Below are 25,964 nucleotides of genomic sequence, written 5' to 3' on the forward strand. Positions count from 1 at the left end.
GGAATGTCCAGATTGGATTTCGTAACATCGTCATCGATGCCGAATGTCAGATTTCCATTCTTATACTGCAATCCCATCCACTTTCCGGTAGCACCGGTCGAAGCATTCTTTGTGTGGCTGCCTTTATGGAACAGATACCAGTCGACACCGGTACCGCCGTCGGAACGGAACCACAACTCAACACTGAAATCCTTAGTTCCCAATTGCAGGTCATCATAAGAGGCTTGTTCCATTCTGCGGTTGGCAGGAGTTGCAGGCAACTCCAATGCTTGTTGGCGAACACCGCTTATCCATGTAGGAGTGAAATTAACCGCTTCGGCCCTTCCATATACCGAATTGACAGCCGATGTACCGGTAGTCTCATCAAACGGGAAATAAGCCAGTTCGTTCAATACCACCGGAGCTTTCACCTTAATCGTTCCGGAAAGGGTTGCCACGGTAAGCCCGCCGACACTCTCTATAGTATATGCATAAGTACCTGTTGCTCCCGGAGTTCCCTCAATCGTAAAAAGGCACTCTTCTTTATCCACCGTAGCGGTAAGCCCTTCCGGCAACCCGGTAATTTTTACATCTTCGGCATTCTTCCAAGAATATGAAATAGGAGAAATCGCTTCGCCCAATTCTACCGACTGATTCAAAAAGCCGATTCCTTTCTTTGCAAATGAAGCATTTTCCGTGTCCCAATCTCCTAAGTAATAGCCTAAATGAGGAGGTTGATTGTAAGCAACATTCTGCCAGGCAACTCCCATACGATAAACGTGATCGTGCATCAGAGTCGTTATTTTATATTCAGTAGGTATCACCGTTGTGAAAACCAACAGGTCGGAACACGTCTTCGAATCCCACAGAATGACCTCTTCGCGCCAGTCGCCAAAGATATCGGCACTCAGGTTGGGAGTGGCTTTGGTAGAATTGCAAGAAGCGGCATTGCTATAATCGGACAGAGTAATCATACGATTCACTTTCGTACCGTTCCACTTGTCTATCTTCACCCCATCCAGCAATTCATCCTGCAAATCACCGTCCCAATATACTCTGAAGTTCACTGAAGGACGATTCTTAGTCGCGATTATATTTCCTTTGCAATCGTACACATTTCCATTGGCCGTAGACCACATTTCAAACCCACGATAGTTCGGGTCGATATCCGCAGCAATGCCACGTCCCACATCCGTTCCGGTCTTCTCGCCGAAGATGACTTCACCCGTTCCGGCGGAATGCATCTCATATCCATAAGCAGCCGTTTTTTCTTCATGAGGTGAAAATACTTCCAGTCCTTCCAAATCGGGATCCAGATCGGAAAGATGAATGGCATCTCCATGCCCTAACCCGGTGCGATAGAGTGTTTTTCCATCATGATCGATGACACAGGCACCATAAACGATCTCATCACATCCATCGCCGTCCACATCGGCTACCGACAAGTTATGGTTTCCCTGTCCGAAAGCACCCGAACCGGATACTTTGGAGTCATGTGCCCACCGCATCGTCAGTTTCGTTCCGTCAAAGTCGTATGCAGTCAGTGAGGTACGTGCATAATATCCACGACACATCACCAGACTCGGTTTTACTCCATCAAGGTAAGCGACACATGCCAGATAACGTTCCGAACGGTTCCCGTATCCATCGCCCCAATCGTTGATATTTCCGCGAAGAGGACTATAGGCAATTGTTGAAATCTCTGCTCCCGTCTGCCCGTTAAAAACAGTCAGATATTCGGGACCATCCACTACGATCCCGGCCTTGCTTCCGGAAGAGCGGTAATCGGCATTAGGATCATCACTGCCCATAATTACAAATTTGCCCTGACCATCGATTGTTCCCGGTGCCGTCTTACAAGCAATTTCGGCCTTGCCGTCACCGTCCAGATCGTATACCATAAACTGAGTATAGTGGGCACCGGCACGGATGTTCTTTCCGAGATCAATTCTCCACATAAAAGTGCCGTCCAATTTATAACAGTCCAGATATACATTTCCCGTATATCCATAGAAAGAGTTATCACGCGAATTGGTAGGATCCCATTTCACTATAATTTCATATTCTCCGTCTCCATCCACATCGCCTACGCTGCAATCATTCGGAGTATATGTGTACTCCTGCCCGTCGGGATACGTTTCACGGGTTTTATCTTTATCTGTCTGAACCACATCATAGGGCAGAGTCACTCCGCCTTCCGGACGTTTCAGAGGAATTTTCTTAAATTGCTCTGCCCATACGGTCACTTCTTTCGTTGTCTCGGTCGTTGTACCATCCAATATTCCTTTAAGGACATAACGGGAATCGACCGTACCGTCTTTATCGACATAATTAGTAGTGGTTACTACCGGAGCAGCCGTAATCTTCACGCCATCCCGGTAGATATCGAAACCTAATTTTCTTGTATCCGTGGCCAGACTGCGCCAAGACAGGAACACACCGTCGGAAGACTTCACGGCAACAACGCCTCTCCCCAACTTTTCCTGGGCCTGCCCCCAAAGAGGCATCATCATGCCTCCAAGGAGCAAAAACCATAATACTATGCTTAATTTCTTCATTCGATCTTACTTATTCAACTTCAAATCATATTTTATAAACCAGTTCTCCTCAGTTGCTTCCAGATTGCTGCCTACAGAAGTCGCAGTAGTATATTTCTCAGCAACCTTATCCGCCCATATCTTACGTGCCTTGTCGCCCCAGCGTCTTGCCGAACGCAACATCGTGTAATAAGTACGTGCTTCACCGGCAGACTCCAATCTCGATTCTTCTACAAGCAGCGAGTCTACCATCCAATGGGCATATTCGGGTTCAACAATCACATCGTTGGTGGTTTCGTCTTCTCCCAATATCCATTCTCCCACAGCCGGTACATTCACACGACCACGAACGCCCTGACAATTCAACTGACTTTCTTTACCTACACACTGATAAAGGCAAATAGGATAGTCAGAGAATGGAGGATCGAACATATTAGCATTCTTATTATAGAGCGAGCCGAAATTCTGTCGGGCAGAAGACTGACCGTTAAGGAATTGCAGTGCTTCGCGATAACGTCCCAATCCGGCGCAGGCTTCGGCCAGCCATAAGTGAATATCAGCAGCTTTATAGTAACACAAGGGTACGTCATTACGATAAATATAATCACTGGTAGTATGAGCCCCCAGGAATTTATAAAAAATCAATCCTTCCGTACTTTCTTTATAAGACTTATTGATACCCCGATATTTCTGGTCATTAGCTCCGCTCTTTTCCCAACGGGTTACGGCAGCCGCAGCCGGACGCAGATAATATTTATTGGGATAAGTATTAGAGAAATACTCAATTACATGGTTCGTCTGCTTTTTGCTATAATCATAGAAAGCAACGGAGATATGGTCCTGACGATTATACGAGGTCGTTGAAAACAACTGACTCCATGATCCCTCATACTTTGACTTATTCAAAGTAAAACTGGCCTCTTGAGTTCCCCCTGTACGAATGATACTCACACAGTTATCCCATACCTTCTGATAATAAACAGCGTTCTCCTCATCAGTATTCTCTTTTTTAGTCTTATACAAATACAATTCTGCCAACAAACACTCGGGAGTGGGACAAATACGGTTCCATTCCAATGATTCGGGAGAGTCGCCTTGACCCGGATATAAAGTATTAGACCAACGGATATCTCCTTTCCCATTGACACCATTCATACCCGTTTCAATCAGATCGATGCATTTATCGATAATTCCATCAAACTTAAGCACCGGATATTGAGACAAATCCTGATAAGTGGCCAAAGGATCATCCAGATAAACCGCTTCTCCATAAATTTTAGCAAGCATCAGATATGCCCAAGCTTTGTATCTCAATGCTCCACCTATAATACCATTATAATCACTTGTCGACAATACAGTAGGATACTTCTCTTTATATTCAAATACATGCTCCAGATAGTCATTACTATTCAATATCACGGCATAAAACCCTTTAGGATCAGCCAATGCATTATCAGAGAACGGCTGTTGCAAATCCTTGTAATTATAAACGTCCCACATTTCTACCGGAGCATTAGTAGTAGGTTCCAACAGGTCTCCACGAAGGCCTTCCAAGAACATTGCCTGATCTACTACATCCTGCACACAGGCAGCCAACCCCATATATCCGGTATACAACTCATAAGAAGTACCGATATAATCTTTTTCCAGCAATGTATCATCCGTATTAGGTGCAAAGAAATCATCGCACCCGGACAACAGGGGAAATAACAAAGCCAGGAAATATATTTTCTTTTTCATAATCTTCACCTTTAATATTAGAATTGAACTTTAAAACCTAACTTCACAGTGCGTGGAGAAGCTATCTTACCGTAATCAAAGCCACGCATAGAGCTATCATAAGAGTACATTGTTTCCGGATCCATACCCAGATATTTGGTAGCAGTAAATAAGTTCTCGGCAGCAACAAACACGGTAGTCCCGGCAAACAGATTAAACTTATAGCTTACCATCAACTCTTTCAGTTTCAAATAAGAAGCATCCTCTATCCAGCGATCAGAAAAGCGACTGTTTTCCATCGGGTCACCGTATACGGCACGAGGAATATCCGTTATCTGGCCTTCATACATCCACCGCCGCGTTACGGAAGTCAACTGATTGGAAAAATCAGACATGGATTCCATGGTACGTCTTACGGCATTATACATTTTATTTCCTTTGCTATAACCAAATACGGCTGATACTGCCAGCCCCTTGTATTGGAAATTAGTATAGAAAGTTCCATAAAAGTCTGGAAGGGCGTTACCCAAATTCACGCGATCCTCCTTATCTATCTTACCATCACCGTTCTGATCGACAAAACGCATATCACCGGCGGCAAAAGCAACCCCGATAGCATTAGTCAATGCCTGTCCGTCTTTTCCGGCAGCAACAACAGCGTCATCCGTTGCAAACACACCATCCGTCTGATAGCCATAGAAAGAGTACAACGGTTGTCCCACTTCAGAAATAACGGCAGAGCCATCACTCATGGAAAGAATCATCGAATTCTCTCCGCCCAAACTCTTCACTTCATTCTTATTGGTAGAAATCGTACCACCTACATACCATTTGAAATCGCGATTCTGAATCAAAGCAAGCTGTGCACCAAATTCGATACCTTTATTAGAAACTTCGCCTAAATTACGGTACATGCAATCCGTTCCATATACCGAAGAAATCGTTACAGGCATAATCAGGTCTTTGCTTCTGCTGTCGAAATAATCCAAAGAGAACGTCAAACGGTTATTAAACATAGCCACATCCAAGCCTAAATTCCAGGTATTTGTTCTTTCAGGGGTAATTTTCACACTGGGTATCCCTGCGCGTACCAATCCGGAAAGCCCTTTAAATACTCTGTTCAAATAGTAATATTCGCCGATAGAAGATGCAAAGCGGCTATTACCGGTCATCACATATTCCGTACGTAAATTCACATCGTTCAAGAAAGTAACATTCTTAAACAATGTATTGCGGATGTTCCAAGCTGCATTGACAGCCGGGTAAAGATAAATACGAGCCGCGTCAGCCCCCACTGCAGATGAACCGTCTGCTGCCAGATTGGCGCCAGCAAAGAATTGATTATTATAATTATACTTCACAGAAGCATTATAATTCATCCAATTCCATTTATTTATATATCCAAAATAGTTACGTCCGATAGATTGCACATTGTTCAGTGTCTTATAATAGTCATTTGCGGTGTTGTATCCACTTCCTGCGTTATAATCAATGCTATTCATTGCAATTTGTCCACCCAAAGAGGCGGCAATTGTATGTATATGGGCAATCTTTTTAAGATAAGATAAATTCAAAGCATAATATGTGTTCAATGTCGTTCCTTCTGCCGAACGTACTGTGTTTTTGGCTAACTGATTATCCAAAGGCATGATTGTCATAGAACTCATCCCGGGAACAAATGCATCTTCCTGTTTCAAATTATAATTTAATCCGAAGGTGGCTTTCAGTTTCCAATTCTCATTGATGCGGTATTGCAACCCGGCATCAAGAAGCACATCATAAGCGTGCTCTTTCATTTCGACATCGTTAACGACTGCCAACGGATTACTTACACTATTGTTCACAATCAATGCTCCGTCTTCGTCACGAATGGATGCAAAATCGGGCAAAAGGTTATTCTTGTCATCTTTGTTATAAGGCGAAAATAACGGACCTTTGCGTAAAGCAGTCAGAAGAGGATTGGTTTCAAGCACCATTCCCTGCTCGGCCACCCGATTATTAGTATAAGCAAACGAAATGGTCGAGAACAAAGAAACGTTTTTACTCAATGTCACATCCGCATTCATACGGGCATAATATTTCGACGAATTCGTCTCTTCCACTGTTCCTTGTTTATTTTTTACTCCAATAGAAAAATCATATTTAGCAATAGCATCACCACCCTTAATTTTCAATACATTATCCGTAACAAAAGCATTCCGATAAATCAAATCCTGCCAATCGGTATTGTTATTATACAGATACTTGTAATAAAATTCAGGATCATCTTTCAAATACGGAAAAGCATTCAACGCATCAGACATATCTTCATATTTCGTCAAAGCCACATTTCCCATCAAGCTTTTATAATCGTCTACGCCCAATACCGGCAATGTAGAAGTATTCCAGGATAATCCGTATTGGCCTATAAACTCTACTTTAGTATCCAAATCGGCTGCTTTATCCGTTTCAATCATTATTACTCCATTGGAACCTAAAGAACCATACATGGCGGCATCGGCACCTTTCAAAACCGTTATGTTTTCTATATCCTGAACATTCAGAATATTAAAAATATCCTTAGAGTATCCACCGATAATACCCGATTCATTCATATCAGGCATATAAGGTACTCCATTAACCACGATCAACGGAGTAGAATTGGCAATCATCGTATTCACACCACGGATACTAAAGAAACTGCCTTCCTGGCTCTGTCCGCTTTTTGATATCAATTGAAGCCCCGGAATGTTTCTAAACCCCTCCTCAACGTCTGTCAAGTTTAAGTTCAACCCATTCTTACTTACCGAACTCAAGTTTGTCGACTTATTCTTCTGAACGACCATTCCGCGAAACGGTAACGTCACTTTCTCGGAATACCCCTCCATGTCTTCGGGTATCATTACAATCTGTACCTGTTCACGATTAGCAACCGGTTCTTCTTTGGTATAGAAACCGGGACACCATACCGAAATTGTGGCTTTTGCCGGTACGCCATCTACAGAGAAACGCCCAAGACTGTCACACTCCACAGTTTTGTCCACACCCGATATGGTAATTATTGCATCAGGCAAGGGCCGGTTAGCATAGGAACTAACCACTTTACCCGAAACTTTTATTCCACCTTTCTGTGCCATTAAATTTGAAAGGCTCAGGATGGAAAAGAATATTATCAATATAATTTTATACTTATTCATTGCTCTAATGCTTAAGATTAATAATTATTAGCCGAAGGCTTCAATGCCCAGTGATAAATGCGTAACTTTTTACTATCACCTTTATAGAACTCTACACGAATTCGGAAAGAGCTCATACCATCACCTTTGACAGTCACAGTACCGACCAATCCACCTAATCCGTCCCACTTCACTATTTTATCACCGTACAGGTCGGCCGTTGTCTCATTTACACGGTCAAAATTCCACGGAGTAGATGATACGATAGAAAGATTAGAACCTATTAATTGCATATTAGCATCCGGTGAAGAAGTCGTTCCATCCGTATCACCGTCAAAATAAACATTGACATACGGGTGACCGCTACTATGGAATCCCATATATAAATCGTATTCACCACAAGGAACTTGCATAATTCGTGCCCGATAAGGATCCGTATCTTTATCTCTATATCGTTCCAACGGAGGAAATTCCACCCAGAAATCAGAAGCTTCTTCATCTCCATTCAAATCCAAAATGTAATAGTTCGACAAAATCTCCGGTTTCGGAGTCGCAGAATCCTCAAAAATAGAAATCTTAGTCGTATTCATGAAAGTATAATACTGTTGCTGTTCCGCTTCAGTCAGATATTCATAATAATGTACCAACGATTTAATACGAGTCAAAATATAATTAGTAGGAATCTTTACCTCTGTCATCTTATACAAAATACCATTACTTAATTCTTCCATACTACTTTGATCAATCTCTTGAATTCCAGGCCGCCATATTCTTCCAAAAGCAGAAGAAATATCAGCATCAGTGAAGGTTTTCAATTCTCCGGTGTAGAAAGCCGCTTCTTTTATCCAAGTCATAGCATTAGCCGAATCTACTGCCGTAACCGTTTTTCCCATTGCTTTATACTGTGTGTTCAACTTTGTAAAGCAATCTTTCAACACCTCATTATCCGGAAGAAATAAAGTAAACTGCTTAAACTCTGAATTGAACTGTGCTTTCTCAAACAAGGGATTATAAACATAGAACACAGAATCGTATACCGTATTACCGGTTATATCTACTCCTGTTGGAATTGAGTTGGCTTTATCAAAAAGCATCTCATTATTTTTCATTATAGAATCACGGAACATAGAATATTCATCCGGTAATGATTTAATGTAATCAAACATATTTATTTTTGATTTCATCAATTCACTGATTACATGCACTACGCCGTTCTTCAAACGGTAGGAAGACTCCACCTTCGAACGGTTTACGTACACTTCTTCTCCTTGTCTGGTTATTTGCAGATAAATATTGTTCAAAGTAGGAATGCGAAGCCCGTCCTTTAAATCACTTTGCAGAAAAGGCAGATAATTCATGTGGTATTTCATACGTAAAGTATCATCCTTTTCTATACCCGAAGCCGCCATAGCATCGTCATTTACTACCCAAAGGGTTAATTGCTGATCTTTTGTCAGCTCTTCATCAAGACCGCACAACTCCAGTTCTTTGTAAAATGCATTATACTCATTGTGTTCTGCAAAAAACTCCTGAAGGGTCTGATCCAATTCTTCTTCCTTGGATCCGTCATTGCCATTATAATATTCATCCCATTTATCTCCGCAGGAAATGAATACCATTGCAAACAGCATACATAAATATATGATTGACTTATTCATAACTTTTATTCTTTAACAGGTTCGAAGATTAAACAATCCAAATAAGACGTTTCGGTACTTCCCGAAAGGAAACGTACTGTATGCGTCACAGATTCTGCGAATTCCACTTCACCGACCTTTACAGTAGAATAGGAACTTTTAGAGGTAGACTCACCGGTAGTAGTTACCTGTCCGCCCACATATTCACCATCAATGATAACAGCCCATTTTCCACCTTTCTCTTTGGCAGCGACATTATAATGCGCTAAAGAAACAGTGTATTTGCCTGCAATAATCATCGGAGTACGCATTTGTATCCATCCATATTTGGAGAAACGGAAGCGCAGGCAATCATGATTTACACATTTATAAGCTACCTCATTCTTATTGGCCAGATAATAGTCAAAATTGGAAGAGGAGTATGCATAACATGAAGGATAGTCAAATCCCAAATAATTGTAAAGGTAAGTCGCAGATAAATTGGCCAACTGGAACTTCTCACAGATGGCTCCTAACTCTTCATAGTCCGTCAAATCCCATTTCACGGTAGTAGCTTTCGGAACAACTTCTTCCAACAGCCCGTCTACTACATGAATTACACCATTCTTACAATTGATATTCTTCTCTGTAACAGTAATCCCTTTCTGCGTCCCTTTATCATAGTTCAAATAAAAAGCATCATTCACCAAATTACAGCTCATCAATGAATTCGAAGCAGCCATTGTGATATTTTTAGAGGTATTGTTATCAATATCCGCATTCAAGTCAGCATATGAATAAGCCGTAGTAGCAATGTGATAAGCGACATAACGGGACACAAGGTTTTGTTCCTCATCGTAATTTGTATCGGTCTCTCCTAAATATGCAGCTAACGAAGCAATATTTAATTCAATTCCAGCTTCGGTAAATACAGCATTGGGGACAGCAAAAAGCGTATAACGTCTTTTCACGTCATTCACATAAAGAGTTGACAGCATATCCTTATATCCGGTCACTTCCAACAAATTCTTCATAAACGAAAACTCTCCTCCCAAATTATCCACAATCATACCTGTAACAGGGGTCAGCACCGACTCTAACGTATGGATTACCGCGTTGGTCGTCATCGTATTTAATCTCTTAATCCGGGCTTCGTTGTTAATATACATCGCTTCAAGTCCACCGTCGCGCATATCCAAGCTTAGATAATCACCACTGGCTGTAGAATCAGGAAACATCCCGTCAGAGAAGTCTGAAGAGGTATACTGATGAGATGCGATAGTATGATAGCGCACCAAATTTGCAGCCTCTTCCTTGTTCAATCCCTGAACCGATGAAATTCCTTTCTTTTGTAGAAAAGCGCTCATTGCGTCATTGTCGGGAACAAAACAAGTATAATCCATTTTCAAATTGACTGTATTAAACAGTCCTGTATAGTTCAATAGATCGACCCACAAAGAATAAGTCGAACTGTTAGCTTCCATATAACTGGCTGCCGGCATCTTATCTGTTTCTCGGAAGGCCTGGTTCTCGAATGGATCGGAACATCCCCCCCATATCAACGAGAATACTGCAGCAAATAAAATCATTATGCGTTTCATATCGCTATTTTATATTATATTAGTTACTAATACTCTGATAATAATCACTCTGCTCCAATAAAGGATTTTTGCTCAACTCATCCTCCGAATAAGGTAAATACCAAGAGCCCGAGTTTGCTAAAGTAGCACGTCCTAACGACTGTCGAGAAGCACCCACTGCCTTTAAAGCTTGTTCGACAAAAAGCGTCTTATATTGGGTATCATTCAATTGTTCACTTCTTAATCCGATACGCAATAAGTCAAACCAGTTTTTACCTTCACCAAAAAACTCTTTCTGACGTTCTACTAATAAAGTCTCCAGCATTACCATACGATCATCACTTAGGGTTGTCTCTCCCAAACCTGCACGTTCGCGAGTACGATCTATCAAATCGGCAGCATCTTCGTTGTGTCCTTGCATGATAAGTGCTTCCGCTTTCATCAACAACACATCCGCCAAACGATAGATGATATAATTCTGATCATTTTCGGAAGCTGCCCGTGCAGTCGTTTTATCCACACCCAGATATTTCCAGATATATCCGTCCGCATTATAAGTGTAATTTAATCCACGAATATCATTGGACTCCATATCGAACAGTCCGTTCACATACTCTGTTATTTTATAATAGCCGTCACTTGAACTTTTAAACCAAGTTTGAAAACTATTGGTCTGGCTTTTCGGATTGCTGTATTGTATCTCAAAAATACCTTCATTACTATTGCCCGGGAAAAAGTTCATAAATCCGTTATTAATCAAACCGACTCTACCGGAACTAATGACAGAATTACAATGTGAAATACAATTATCATAATCACCCATCCACAAATACATATCGGCCAGCAATGCATGAATACCCCACTGCGTAGCACGTCCTTTGGTATTAATCGGATCATCATTATCCACTTCCGGAAAAAATTCTTTTGCATTAGGCAAGTACGTTTCCAAATCACTGATACATGATTTCAGAATGGTAGTGCCATCGGTCTTACCCATCACATACGGTGCACTGTCATCTACATAAGGTTCAACAACAAACGGAGTATCCTTAAAGGTGCGTACCAAATAAAAGTATGCCAATGAACGTTGGAAGAAAGCTTCCGCCATAAATGAGCGACACATATTCCTATCAAAAGAAGGGTCTTTCTCTACAACGTCCGATGCATATTTAATAACGGCATTCGCCATTGCAATTGCAGCATACGGTTTACTATAATCACATAATTTGTTATCAGGCAAAATATCGAAGTCACGGAGTTTACGACCTGCTTTTTGCAAATCTGAACCGGATGTTGACAGATAATCCAAACCATTGCCACGGGCTTCGCCCCACAATAAAAACGTTTCGACACAACTTCTAAGATTCACATACCCGGCAGCAAGTACCGCCTCCACGTCTTCTTTTGTTTCCCAATACTCAAAGCTACTTTGATTGTTTTCCGGAAGCACCGTCAGATAATCCTCGCACGATGAAACGGAACATGTAACTAAAAGTCCTAAAATATAATATTTAATCTTTTTCATCACTTCTTCCCTATTTAGAAATTCAAATTTAAGCCGAACGCAATCTTAAATGGTTTTGGTGTATTATTTGAGTCAATAGCCACCTGCGCTACTGTACCGTCATTGGCAGCCTTTAAGTTAACCTCCGGGTCCTGTCCTTTATATTTTGTCCAAACAAACATATCATAACCGGTTGCATAGAGTTCCAACTTATTCACTCCTATCGCTTTCATCCATTTGGCCGGCATTTGGTATTTCAAAGTCACAGTCTTCAAACGTAAAAAAGAAGCGTCTTCAACAAAACGGTCTGAACCTAAATAGTTATAGCCTTTGTCATACAAAGCTCTTGGAATATCTGTATCATCCCCCTCACTTCTCCAACGTCTCAATACAGCTACACTCTGATTATTCTTTCCACGCATATTTTCCATATCCATACGGGCCTGGTTGATAACCTTCTGCCCGGCACGCCCATGGAAAGCAGCTACTAAGCTGACTTTTTTATAACGAAGAGTAAAATTAAGACCGCCGGTCAACGTCGGATTACTATTACCCAAATACACAATATCGTTTTCATCGATCACACCGTCACCATTCACATCTTCATATCGTGCATCACCCGGATAAACTTTCTGGTCACCATTCTTCATTACCACCGGATTACCATCAATATCCAAAATACGCTGTCCACTGGTATTTACAGCATAGGTTTCTTCTACATTCTGGTATACACCTTTATATCTATATCCATAGAAAGAACCCAGCGGGTCACCCATCATTACACTGTATGCATAGTTTTTATTTCCGAATGTATATAGTTCATCATTTTTATTTTCGGGTAGTTCCAGAATTTCATTCTTATTTTGTGATATATTAAATCCAAAATTAAAACTCCAATCTTTCGTTTTAACAGCTGCAATGTCAATATTAAACTCCCAACCTTTATTCTGAATCTTACCGGAGTTATACCAAGCAACAGTGGAAAGTCCTGTTGAGCTGGGCACTTTCATTTTTTTCTGCAACAAATCATCCGTGACTTTCTTATATAATTCAAATGTAAAGTTCACTTTATCAGAAAATAAGCCAAAGTCCACACCGATATTGTTAGAAGTAATCGTCTCATACTTCAGATGAGTTAAATCCGGACTTGCAGGTTTTACAGCATTCATATCGCCATAACCGGGAGTCACCGCTTCGAATGTTCCGATATACGGAGATGTTCCGGAAGGTGCATTACCAGACTGTCCCCAACTATAACGTATTTTGATTAAAGAAATAAATCCTAAACGCTTGATAAACTCTTCTTCACCCAAATGCCAAGCTACACCGAATGTCGGAAATCCTTTCCAACGGCTACTTGCATCCATAGCAGAACTGGCTTCCATACGATAACCACCGTTAAACATATACTTCCCTTGCAGAATATATTGTGCATTCAGCGTACCTCCCATATCGCGATTTACCGTACGTCCGGAACCACCTTTCAAGATAGTACTACCTGCAATGGGCGATGTTATCCCCGAAGAAGCTGTATTGGCAGCCTTACTACTATAAGTACTGGTCGTTTTATCTCCTGTCTGGAAAATAGCACTCACCAAGAATTTATGATCATCGCTTACTGTCTTATTATACACTAAACGGTTTTCAGTAGTTAAGTATAAAACATCTTTACCGATATCATAATTCAGTGCAGAAGAACTGTGCTCAAACGCAACTCCCGTTACACTTTGAGGTAAGAAACGATTAATTTTCGAAAACTGTCCATTGAAACCTACCGTCCCAAAATAATCCAGATCTTTAAATAATTTTGCATGCAAAACGAAAGTCATACGACTGTTTGTTGCAATTGTACGATTAGTGGCCTCATTAACCATCGCTACCGGATTATATACTTTATCATTAGCAAAAGTCATACCGAATGATTCATAAGGAGTGAAATATTCACCGGTACGCTGTCCGTCTGCACCAATCACATAAGGACTCATATTGGGCATTTTCGTCAAAGCATGTCCACGTACAGATGCTTTTTTCAATTGATCGGTGTCATCTGTATAAGCTGCATCTGTCACTCCGCGTGAGAAGCTATATTGCAAAGAAATATCCAACTTGTCAGAAAAACGGTAATCCGTATTGAATGACGTACTAAAACGCTCGAAAGCAGTACCGATTGTCGTACCTTCCTGATTTAAATATCCCAATGAAAGACGATAATTTGCTTTATCACCACCACCGGATACAGAAAAAGTATTATCTGTAGTATAACCGTTTTGAGTTATTTCATCCAACCAGTTAACATCTTGATTGTATTCATTAAAATATTGCCATGCAGGATCAAAACCAATTTCTTTTGTATTGTATAAAAGTTTCAGATACTCTTGTGACTTAGAAGACTGAGCTCCTAAATCGGATACTGTATTATAAATAGCATCCTGAATCATCGAAATGTACTGATTTGCATTCAGCATCTTCACTCCGGTACGCTCCTTGCTAAATTCATATTTTGTATTGAAGTTAAACTGCAAACGTCCTTTACTACCTCTCTTCGTTTTAATCAGTAAAACACCATTAGCACCTTTAGACCCCCATACCGCAGTTGCAGCAGCATCTTTCAACACCTCAATAGACTCTATATCTGCCGGAGATATATTCAGTAACGAACCGTAATCTTCGGAGTTGGCCGAAGCAAAACTAAAATCATCGTCTACATCTACAGGCAAAGGTACACCATCTACCACAAACAAAGGTTGACTGGAAGCATTCAATGAAGAAGTACCGCGAATACGGATTGAACTACCGGAACCCGGATCAGCACCAGTCAAAATATCCACATTCGCCATTGCTCCTTGTAAAGCTTCGGTTACAGAAGTTACCGGAGCCGTATCCAAACTACCCAAACTTAGTTTTTGCGTAGCCGATATCATTTCACGGGCAGACTGTCCCATTGAATTTCGTTCTATCTTCTTTGCTGTAATTTCTACAGCATCCAAAGACATACCTTCTTCATCCAAAGTTACATTAAGCTCTTTTTGCCCGGTATATTTAATCGTTTGTGTTTTATATCCTATAAAAGAGAATACAATAGACAACCCTTTCTGATCAGGGATAGACAATCTGTATTTACCATTGATATCGACGATGCAACCACCCAAAGAACGGTTCGAAGCATTCGTGACATATACATTGGCCCCCATCAACGGTTCATTAAAAACTTTATCCATTACTGTACCCGTCAACACTTGTTGCGCCCATATCGATTGTACGCAAGCCAACAGTAGCAATGTCAAGATTATATTTCGATTCCTTTTCATTTTTCTCTATTCTATATTAATTCAATAAATCCAATACACCATCTATCACGTAAGCTGCACCGTCAGCATAGATATAAGGGAAATAGGAAGTTACATTCACTTCATTGCCTTTCGCATCCCTCAACTTCATACTGCCATCTGCTTCATTGATTAGTGTAACTGTAATGCTTTCTTTCTTCCCATTTACAGTTTTGGTTCCAAATGTCGTAAGTACTTTTTCTGTCCGCTTACCTGTAACAGGGAAAGGATAATCTACTAATCCACTGGAAGAAACATCAATAAAAAGGCTGGTCACATACATATTTCTTTGATCCATAGAGCCAGTTACAGGAAATCGTTTGGGACCGGTAGTCATATCTGCCATTACTGCTTCATTGGTTGGGATAAAAATGATAAAGCGGTTACCTTGTATAAAACTAAACGCATTATCTCCTTTTCCAACGTTTGATGCATTCAAATACACATTGATCCCTTTATAATCATTCATGTTTTTGTCTTGCATGACACGATCTTTAAAGTTCGCCTGTTCCGGCAATAAGGCAACCGTCGTATTATCTCCTTCCAAAGCATAGGATGCCCCGAATTCTCCGTAATCTTTTATCAGCTTCGCAGTGGGTACAGATACTTCATTACCTAATGCTTTTGAATTCCATGTAGCCGAAGAATAGATTTCATCATTAACTCTATACAGATATTCGAAATCATTATAAGAGCCATAAATTATCTCTGTACCACCATTACGAGTAGAAAGCACATTATCCATTACATGTGCACCTGCTATTTCCTGTGCCTGAGTAGTATTCAGATTACCCAATGTCCCGTCTTCAGCATTAGCAACTTGTATTTGTTCATCATTAATTATATAAGGATTTCCTTTCAAGTATTGGATGAAGTCACCATTATACTCGGTTCTTTTCAACATGTCGTCACTCGGAAAAAATATATTAAATTGAGTCTCGTTTATCGATTGGATCTTACTTATAAGACCACCCCTATGAGCTATTAAAGCAAAAATATTATAATCCTTATTACAAAGAGCCGGAGCCATCGGAGATTCAAAAGGCTCAGGAGTGATCACATTGCCCTTCATTCCCCCCAAAATACCATTTGTACAAACTTTCACATAGTCAGGTTCTGCTATTGTGACACCGTCGTAAAGATCATTCATATTAATAATCGCAGACAGAGCAGTCGATGTCATCATTTTACCCCTATACTCTCCGGCATGCGCACTCATAAAATAATATAAAGGAACATAATTAACCTCCTCCAATGAAGAAAAAGAATTTGCCCAATATTTTCGATAGAATTCATCAATTGCTGCATTATCAGGGGCCAACACTGTAAAAGAAATAGAAGACAAATAATTTAGCTGAGCATAATCAGGAATAGAATATTCTGACAAATTCGTCCATTCACATGCTATGGAAGGTAAAGAATAATGAGAATGTACAAATAAAGAATCACCATTACCATAATCAGCTGTAGCATCTTCATCGTATTCATATTTCACAAAGCGATCATACATAGCAGCGAACTTGGTGTATTCCGAACCTTCGTGGCTCATTTCCGTATACAAAGTTTCAAGAGGTTCAAGTACCTGATCGACTACATATAAATAACCGTTATCCGTTACTATTTCATCACCGACAATGCCGGCATTAGAAATATTAAAATTATTCGTTCCACCGCCATAAGTCGATCCCGGGAACATTTTCTCATACTCATCTTTAGGCGAGCTACTCCAACCGGACAATGAATAATTTGAAATGACAGGAATAAAGCGATCCTTATGCATAATCTTACGAATAACACCGCCGTTCGCATAATCCTTCACTGTAGAGATAGCATCGCGACTTTTAGTTCTAAACTTAAAATAAGTCCCCGGATTTTCCAATTCGGCATCTATCCCATTCGGATTATAAAACATAAAGTTTTGTTTCGTATATGAATAGTAAATCAAATGATACCCTATCAACTTATCCAGTTCTGTTTGAGAAATATCCTCTACTGAACCATAATTATGTTTAGTCAAATAAGCACTAAAAGCATCATCGGTAGGCGCCATTACGGTAACAATACCTTTCCCTTTTACCAGGCTTGCATAACTACTCCGATCCACCGCTTTCATGAAAATAGAGAAATTACCTCTATCTTCCATCACTTCATAAGCATTTCCTTTCAACCAATCCGGAATCTCATAATACTTATCGATTTCTCTCTGGCAAGAGACCAGAGAGAAAAAGAAAAGACCCATTAGAAAATATTTCTTCATCTTATCGCTATTTATTTATTTCACAATTTTACCAACCCATGTCTTACCATCCAGTTGCAACATGTAGATATAGTATCCAGCCGGGAGTTTACCCACATCCTTCACGTGAGCCATTCCGCCCTGAACCATTACCTCTACTTGGTGAACAACCTGCCCGGAAGCATTCATTATCGTTATTTGAGCAGGCATATCTTCTACATTAATCACAGGAATATAAAACTCGTCAGCAAACGGCATCGGATAAGCCAATCCCGCTGCAGGAGTATCCATTCTATTAGAGTGTATGCCCGTACCCGTGTTATAGTGATCTGCAATTTCCTCTGCAGTCAATACTTCATTATAGATAGAAAGCTCATCCATCAATCCTTGGAAACCATTTTCGTAAGCTGTATTACAGTTTCCAATCGCCATTCTTTCTACCGTACCGATATTACCGGTTTTATCTGCGCCGGATGCAACTAAGGAACCATTTGCATACATTCTCAACTCCTTGGCATCAACATCGCGTACACAAACCAGATGTACCCATTCGTCATTGAAGAATTTAGCTGTAGCCCCAGTTACATTTACATCCGTCTTAGTTACATTATCATCGATAGCCCAAGTCAAACGGTCATTTTTTGAATTCTTTTGATACTGTATACCGAACCATCTGCCTGTTGCACCTTCATAACTATTATCCGCATGACTACCTTTGTGTAACAAATACCAATCGACAGAACCACCTGCCGACTTAAACCAGCATTCAATACTAAAAGATTCGTTTCCTAACTCCAATGCATCATAATGCTCTTGCACAAACGATGCATTCACAGTATTAAAGTTCACAGCATTATTCCGAACACCTGTCACCCATTCCGGAGTAAAGTTCTTGGCAACTGCTGCTGTTCCGAATTCGTTATTCAAAGAGGCACCTTCCGTTTCATCAAACGAATAATAAGCTACCTTTCCACGTTTAGGTTTTGTACCCGTAGTAAAACTCCATACATCTCCTTCATTCGCTCCTAATGCATTTTTGGCATCAATGCGCCAATAATAGGTAGTCGCAGGCTCTACATTTACAGTCGCTACCATCTGGGTAGTAGCGTCTACCACCTTCTCCATTGTAGTAGCCGATTTTCCAAGATAAACAGAATAAGATACCGTACCAGCCCATACTCCCGTTTTATTTTCCCACGAAAGACGTACCGTACTGTAATCTGAAATGGTAGAAGCATTTTCCGGAACAGGATTGATAGAAGCGACCGGCGGAATAGGAACTCCACGTGTAGTTACTTCCAATACGGAAGAGTATAATGACTCTAATTCTCCATTAACAGTTTTGAGACGAATATAATAAGTCGTATTAGGAGTTAGTGATTCTAATTTATAAGTAGTTACATCTGTATTCAGCACAACCGGAGTAAAGGTTTTATTATCTGCAGAATATTCCAAGATAAGAGCAGTTGATTCCGATGCGTTATTCTGCCATTTAATAGAAACATTATCAGTTCCTAAACTGGATAATTGTACATTTGTAGGATATTTTACATAATCCATTACCGGACCATCAATACTATTTATGTAATTTTCAATATTCAAATATCCATTAGCGGCCATTTTTACCGCATCAGTAGGATCATTTTTATCCAACCCGTTAGCTTCTTCCCAAGCATCAGGTATTCCATCATTATCAGTATCCAGAGGACGGTTTCCTGCAAAAATATTCCCTACACCATTTGTCAATCCAACTTCCGATTCCGAATTTAACAAAGCTCCTTTAGTTCCTAAAGAAAGTAGTTCATCGACCATATAGCCATCTACTTCGTCGCGTGTCGGCAAAGAAGCTCCTGCATTTTCCACAATCCAATTATAAGCTTCTACGGCAGTAGTTTCTCCCATAATAACCGGATGCTTCTCCGCATCAGTCGACACCACTATTTTCTGATCTCCTTCCAGCTTTCGTCTGGAATAATTAGAAAAATCAAAATCTTCAGGAGATTTTACGAAAGTAACATTCAAACTCGTAGGATCACTCCCATCTCTGAGAAAATCCTCCTCCGTTGCCTCATAACCATTTAAGACTCCGTCAACATTATAATCAATCATATTGCCTTTCTGATAAACTTGAAAAGCAGGTTTAGCCCTTACAAAAGCTTTTGTTCCGGCTACCGGACCTTTTATAAAATAATTATTAGTAATTACTCCCCAAGAAGAAGCATCTGTATCACCCAGGATATAACATCCTCCATCACCCCAGTTATACACTACATTATTAACAAACTGGTTTAATCCCTTTACCTTCGGATTGCGAGTTTTATTGTCAATATATAGATTTCTATACAAACTGATTCCACCATTAGACTGTATCAATCCACCGCAAGCATGTGGCATAATTCCTTGGCCGATTATAGAGTTTTGAATCGTTATATTATAAGGTTCATACCCTTTGTCGTCCCAGTTTATAGAGAAATTCTCATCCAATCCCCATGCTGCCGAAATATGATCAAATATCATATTACTACCATTAGCAATACCTGCTGCATCTTTTCCGGAATCACCTTTCAATCCCATACGCATACGTAAATGACGAACAATGATATTATCAGACGCAGAAAAAGAGACCCCGTTTCCATATATCGTAATACCATCACCCGGTGCTGTTTGTCCGGCAATCGTTAGATTTTTAGAAAACACAAGGCGGGATTTAATATTAATAATTCCCGAAACATCAAATATAATAACACGGTTGGGCTTACTGATTGCATCACGTAAGGAACCTTCTCCGGAATCATTCAGATTAGTCACATGGTAAATTTCCGGAGATTCACTGGCTCTTGCACCTTTTGCAAAACGTCCATAACCTTCAGCGCCAGGAAAAGCCAACTGTTGTGCATACAATCCTCCTCCCATACAAAGCGGAAAGAGCAATGCGGTAACAAATCTCTTATACATAAATTTAATCATAATTTTGTGATACGCAGGAAAGAGAAGAAGATGTAGTTTCTCATCAGTACGTAATATAAGAATTAAAAAGGAAAACAAATATACGAATCAAAAGAAAGGCGGACTGAATAGATACCGCCTCTCCTTTTTTATTAGTTGTCTTACAAAATCACTTTCTTCGTTACAATACCAGCTATTGTTTTTACTTTTACAATATACATACCCTGTACTGTATTCATTGGAATTATCGAAGCATTAGTGTTAGCCACTACCTGTCCCTGAGTATTCATTACTATCACATTTTCTACACCAGCACCTTTTACTACAATGCTTCCATTCTGTGCATAGACAGCCAATTCATCAGCAACATTAAAATCTTCAAGACCCGTACCGGAGCCACTACCTTTAGCTGTAATTACTATCTTATATCCCATCACCGGAACTTCTGTAGCAGTTTCTCCTTCACCCTCGGTTTTAGTTCCTGATTGATAACTCTCCTCTGTAGCAGCCAATGTCAAACTAACAGGGAACCCTTGGAACTCAACCTCATAAGTATCACCTTCCGGCTTAATAGCAGCATCCAAAATAGTAAAAGAGTCACCATCTTTAATGTCAAATGTTTCAGCAGCCTTTACAATAATCTTATTGCCATTAAACGTAGCAGTATTATTAGAAGTCAACTTATCATAACTTGTAGCATTTGCAAGTTCAAATTCCACCGTACCACCATTTTTTACAGTTAACGGTGATTTTAAGCTCTGTCCCTCAATATCATCCAAAATTAATTGACCGATACCTTGACAACCAACTTCCAATGTTCCACCATCTACGATAACTTCACTTGTTATACGTCCATTACCACCGCCAATAGCACCTTCATAAATAGCCATTGCAGTTTTTTCACTTCTACACAATGCAGTAATTGTCGGATCATCAACCGGAGTATTGATATAAGCACGACCTTTTTTTACATGTAAGCCCAAGAATACCTTACCCGTATCAGAGTTTTTAGTACCTGTGAAAATATAAGTACCTGTACCTTCTTTTATTACTCCAAATGCATTTTTATTTGCTTTCGTATTATCTCTCAACCAGAGAGGAAGATTTGTTACATCTGTATTTGAATTACCTATTGACCACCAAATTACCGGATTAGAACTTCCGGAACCATAACCAGAGAGGAAACCACCCTCTTCTGCATTTAACTCACCTATAGCAAAACAACGCGTACCACTAACCCCTGTTAAACCGGCATCTTCTTTCAACGTTACTTTTGTATTAACCAAAGTAGAGTCTATCCCTTCCATATCTGCTACTCCAGTAAATGTTTTTGTAGTATTGAATTGTAATCCGAAAAAAGCCGGAGCTTTACCTTCTGCATACTCAACAGTCTTATTAGCAGCAACTACAAGATCCCCTTCAAAATCATCCCAACAAGTCATGTCTTTCTTACCGGCCTTGTCATCAGTAATATATGTACGTTCACCACCGGCATAAATAACTAATGTTCCTTTTCCATAAAATTTATTAGTGAACTGAAGATAGCGACCTGCCCAAATAGAGCCCACTTTTCCTTCAGGGATACCAACAGGAACAGTAAATTGGCATGCAGGAGTAGAGATTTCACTCATAGCTACACCAATAGACCCGTTATCGAGCACAATTGTATCTCCAAAAACATTGGGAGAATCTTTTTTATCAGAATTTACTTGACCACCCCTTACAATTGTACCACCTTTCAGTTGATTGAGAACATTTAATGTTAACGTACCTGTACCTTCCTTTATCAAAGTTCCGTCTCCTACTATTTTATCCGTAGCTTTATCTGAACTATATGAAATGGAATAATTCTTATCACTATCAAATTTAATACCGCCTACTTGCATTTCACCGCTCACTTTGATTGATTCTACCGTTTTAGCATTACCATCAGCATCAGCAAACGCACCACCACCATTGAAAACTGCCATACAGCCTTCTTGCCAACCTGTAGGCAAGTAAAACCCACCTAAATCTTCTCCCCATTCAGAGTCCATTATACTCCAAATTCCAGTATTACTACTATTCTGCCAGAACAACTCCTTCGGGGCTTCTTGGGCATTAACTACAGACACAGACGCTGCTAAAAGCGCTACACTAAGAAAAGTATTCTTTCTCATAGTTTTTAAATTATTAGTTTAACAACAGTTATTTATTAGTTAAATTGATTATGATGCAAAAATACGCAGTTATCGAACACGGGGCCATATAAATTTTGGCTGAATTGATACAAAAATTGATTTTTATGATTTCATATTAAAGGAAAGGAGGGGCATACAAATCTTTTATCTTTCTATCATAGCAAAGTGTATAAACTCATTTTAAAACGTAAACCAAACATAGGAATTCAAAGAAATATAATAAAAATGACCTCAAATATCCCGGTTTTCTAACTGAGAAATATACATTCAATTATTCCTTCTTCAGATTCTAACAAACTAACCCTAACACATAAACCTCGCGTTAACAATTCACAGTTTCAAAGAATCAAGAAAGATATTGTAAAACAGCATCACCCTAATACTCAATTGCCCAATATACGTTGAAACCCAAATTAACTCAACATTCAAAATTTCTCCCCTCCTTTATTTTTTTAAACTCCAATTTCAACGTAACCTGTCCATAAGGTTTCATTACCAACTCTTCATCAATCTTTTCACTATTAACCTCTCCCGGTCTACAAAGAGAGATTCTCTTAGAATTCTTATGTGGAAATAATAATTTCACATTTTCTTCTCCGTCAGATAAAGAACGAAGACGAACAATCAATACACGATCTTTGTCCAAAGATTTAAGTATTGTCGGATAAACCTTCGGATTATCAATTGCAAGCAGAGGTTGCACACATGGATCTTTATCCGCTGTTACATAAACTAAAGGTTGAGATTGTTCTAAGCCAAAACGGTTTGCTTTTGCTACATCATATTCTTCATGAGGTAAAATACGATATCTAAACGTTACAGGACCATCTTGAGTTAATGGAAAATTCGTATGCCAATGGTTGTTCGTCACCCACGAATAGATCGTAGAACTGGGTTCCAACTTAGTTACCCAATTACCTTGTCCACCCCACCCCATCGAAATATTGGCATGCCTGTCACCATATTCAAACAGAGGGGCATCCAAAGCACACCAAGTAACACCGTGTGTTTCATTGGAAATATCCAACCATCGTTGTAGCACAAGCCAATTTCTGTTTCCTTGTACTCATTGATCTTTTTCCACTTCCATAATTCCCCAAGGAATGTCGACACGGGTTTTAGAACCGGGAATATTAAAGTTAAAACCAAAATGTATACCGTCTTTTTCGGTCAAAGGTAGTTTATCCACTACATTTGTTATCTCTGCCCATGGCTGGTTAGCCAATAATCGAACAGAACGAGAGATGTTACGGCATCCTTTAGCCTTGGAGACCACACGTAATTCTACGGCTAACGGTCCTTTTTCTATTACTGAAATATTTGTTACCATATCTGCCAAGGGTTGGTTTTCATTCGCAGGAAGCCAAGTGAAAGTATCAGCTCCATCATTGCCCACATAATCATAACCGTTTTTTTATCAACGAAACCAATTTTACCTGTCTTTGAATCAATGTGAAGCTTTAAAAATTCATTCTCTAAACTCCCACTATCTACTTTGCAATCTCCTGTAAGTAAACAATCACCTTCAACCACCCGGTAATGACAAGAACTTAGAGCCGGAACACCTGTTGCAAGAAATAGCAACTCACCTGTCGACAAGCGTTGGGAAAGTACCTCTTCACCATTGGAATCCAACACTTTATTTCCTTTCAGGTTCTCTGCCTTCGACAAAGCGATAATTCCATCATGCATCCAAGTATGCGTATTAATAACTGCAATGCCGCCATTAGAAAGACCCTCTTTAGGCCCCAATGCACCATCCGATTTATCAGTAATGGGGGCCAATGACTCTGCCATCATATCCTGAGACCTGTTCTCGGCTTCGTGAAAATAGGATTGTTTGACTTTCCAGATCGCATCTTGAAAATAGGGTTCAGTAGGATTCTCAAAACACCATGTATGTTCAGAACCTAAAAGTATATATCTCCAACCTTCGTCAAATCGAGAAGCCTTCTTGCCATCCGCCAACAACGACCAAACAGTTTCTGCTTGCACCAGTCGTTCTTTTGCTGTCCTATTCTTTGATGTTAGTCCGGCAGCCGTCCTGATGCCGTCTGTCCAATACTCCGTATAATCTCCGGTCACTACCGGTAATTGTTTCCCATATTTTTCTTCTATCATCGACATAATTTCATGCCCACCACTAATAATTACTTTAGGATAAGCATATTTTTCATTCCAAGCTTTTACAACAAAAGGCACATCAGCATCCAGTGGACTATTATCCCACAAAGTCCAGGAAAGTACAGTAAAGTCATAAGGATAGTCACTATTTTCAAGTTCAACCAACTTATTCGTAAAATCAACATTGGCATTTCCTGTCTTAATAGTCAAAGGTACCTTCTCCGGATCACGCTGTCCAAACCAAGGTCGTCCGGTCGTCCAACCCTTCTGAACAATTCTTCATCTGAGCAAATACTTGTATTTAAATTCAGATAACTGGCATCTATACTTAGTTGTCCTTTTTTAATTGCATCAATAAGACCTTCCCTCTTTTCCGGATTAGATTCCCATAAACGTTCAAGTGGCCAACTAACTTCCGGATTCCACACAAACCGTGCTCCCGATAGAAAATCCTTTGTTTTTTCTGCCAACTTGATCCCTTCTATTATGTTATTTTTATGAAGCCGTTCTGCATTTTTATGCGTATTCGTATAACCAATATCACATAGGATCAATGGTTAATTTTCTCTTGTACTTTTCACCCGCATAAGTAAATGTAAAAGCAACTTCCGCTTTTTTCCCCACAGGAAGTTCTGAAGGTAATAAAAGTTCGATACGAGTAGAATCTTTCGCATCCAATACAAAATTACTCTTTTCCCTGTAACCTTTTGCAGCAACATCAACCAGACAGTTACCTTTCAGACACTCACCCTTCAAATTTATCACAACAACACGTCCGGGTGTTCCATCCGCTCTGTATCCATAAACCGATTGGACCTTGCAATCAATATCAATCAAATTCCCGGCCCAAATAGATGATGAGAACATATAATATAGTAATAAACGGAGGCAATTTATAAAAAAATTCCGCATAGCAAAGCCGATGGGCTAAAATATTTTTACACCCCAAAAAACAAACACCATTATCATTCAATATCATATTACTAAAACAACAGACAAACAGAGAAATACTTTCCCCAAAAAACAAATAAGAAAAACCTATGCGATAACTAACTCCATTTT

General features: G+C 39.8%; 14 protein-coding genes. All 14 read right to left on the reverse strand.

Annotated elements, in window-relative coordinates; all coding sequences use genetic code 11:
* A partial coding sequence (locus tag QVP90_RS04340; RefSeq protein WP_288203952.1) for a rhamnogalacturonan lyase occupies window positions 1–2,537 on the reverse strand: 2,537 nt, incomplete at its 3' end.
* 6 nt (window positions 2,538–2,543) lie between these two features.
* Window positions 2,544–4,256: a RagB/SusD family nutrient uptake outer membrane protein gene (locus tag QVP90_RS04345; protein WP_007478932.1), complete on the reverse strand. Its 1,713-nt coding sequence runs from the start codon at window positions 4,254–4,256 to the stop codon at window positions 2,544–2,546.
* A 17-nt stretch (window positions 4,257–4,273) separates the two neighbouring features.
* A complete protein-coding gene (locus QVP90_RS04350; protein WP_021935747.1) occupies window positions 4,274–7,411 on the reverse strand; it encodes a SusC/RagA family TonB-linked outer membrane protein in 3,138 nt (1,045 codons plus the stop codon).
* A 17-nt stretch (window positions 7,412–7,428) separates the two neighbouring features.
* Window positions 7,429–9,048 (reverse strand): fasciclin domain-containing protein, encoded by a 1,620-nt coding sequence (locus QVP90_RS04355; RefSeq protein WP_005926585.1) that lies wholly within the window; start codon window positions 9,046–9,048, stop codon window positions 7,429–7,431.
* 5 nt (window positions 9,049–9,053) lie between these two features.
* Window positions 9,054–10,607, reverse strand: a complete 1,554-nt coding sequence (locus QVP90_RS04360; RefSeq protein WP_007478935.1) for a fasciclin domain-containing protein — start codon at window positions 10,605–10,607, stop codon at window positions 9,054–9,056.
* Window positions 10,608–10,626: 19 nt separating this feature from the next.
* Entirely contained in the window at window positions 10,627–12,111 is a 1,485-nt protein-coding gene (locus QVP90_RS04365; RefSeq protein WP_007478936.1) for a RagB/SusD family nutrient uptake outer membrane protein, read from the reverse strand.
* Between the two features lie 14 nt (window positions 12,112–12,125).
* On the reverse strand, window positions 12,126–15,398 hold the full coding sequence (locus QVP90_RS04370) for a SusC/RagA family TonB-linked outer membrane protein (RefSeq protein ID WP_007478937.1): 3,273 nt from the start codon (window positions 15,396–15,398) through the stop codon (window positions 12,126–12,128).
* A 16-nt stretch (window positions 15,399–15,414) separates the two neighbouring features.
* Window positions 15,415–17,673 carry a fasciclin domain-containing protein gene (locus QVP90_RS04375; protein WP_021935748.1) on the reverse strand — a complete coding sequence of 753 codons (2,259 nt, stop codon included), beginning with the start codon at window positions 17,671–17,673 and terminating at the stop codon, window positions 15,415–15,417.
* Between the two features lie 15 nt (window positions 17,674–17,688).
* Window positions 17,689–20,607 carry a LamG-like jellyroll fold domain-containing protein gene (locus QVP90_RS04380; RefSeq protein ID WP_021935749.1) on the reverse strand — a complete coding sequence of 973 codons (2,919 nt, stop codon included), beginning with the start codon at window positions 20,605–20,607 and terminating at the stop codon, window positions 17,689–17,691.
* Window positions 20,608–20,759: 152 nt separating this feature from the next.
* Window positions 20,760–22,757, reverse strand: a complete 1,998-nt coding sequence (locus tag QVP90_RS04385; protein ID WP_021935750.1) for a T9SS type A sorting domain-containing protein — start codon at window positions 22,755–22,757, stop codon at window positions 20,760–20,762.
* Between the two features lie 439 nt (window positions 22,758–23,196).
* Window positions 23,197–23,820 (reverse strand): hypothetical protein, encoded by a 624-nt coding sequence (locus QVP90_RS04390; RefSeq protein ID WP_021935751.1) that lies wholly within the window; start codon window positions 23,818–23,820, stop codon window positions 23,197–23,199.
* 24 nt (window positions 23,821–23,844) lie between these two features.
* Complete coding sequence (locus QVP90_RS04395) at window positions 23,845–24,108, reverse strand: glycoside hydrolase family 38 C-terminal domain-containing protein (RefSeq protein ID WP_005926610.1); 264 nt, start codon at window positions 24,106–24,108, stop codon at window positions 23,845–23,847.
* Complete coding sequence (locus tag QVP90_RS04400; protein ID WP_021935752.1) at window positions 24,102–25,112, reverse strand: hypothetical protein; 1,011 nt, start codon at window positions 25,110–25,112, stop codon at window positions 24,102–24,104. The genes QVP90_RS04395 and QVP90_RS04400 overlap by 7 nt, the downstream gene beginning before the upstream one ends.
* Before the next feature lie 330 nt (window positions 25,113–25,442).
* A complete protein-coding gene (locus QVP90_RS04405; protein WP_021935754.1) occupies window positions 25,443–25,769 on the reverse strand; it encodes a hypothetical protein in 327 nt (108 codons plus the stop codon).
* Between the last annotated feature and the right edge of the window lie 195 nt (window positions 25,770–25,964).

The organism is Bacteroides sp. CAG:189 (assembly GCF_000432295.1).
GTDB lineage: Bacteria > Bacteroidota > Bacteroidia > Bacteroidales > Bacteroidaceae > Bacteroides > Bacteroides salyersiae.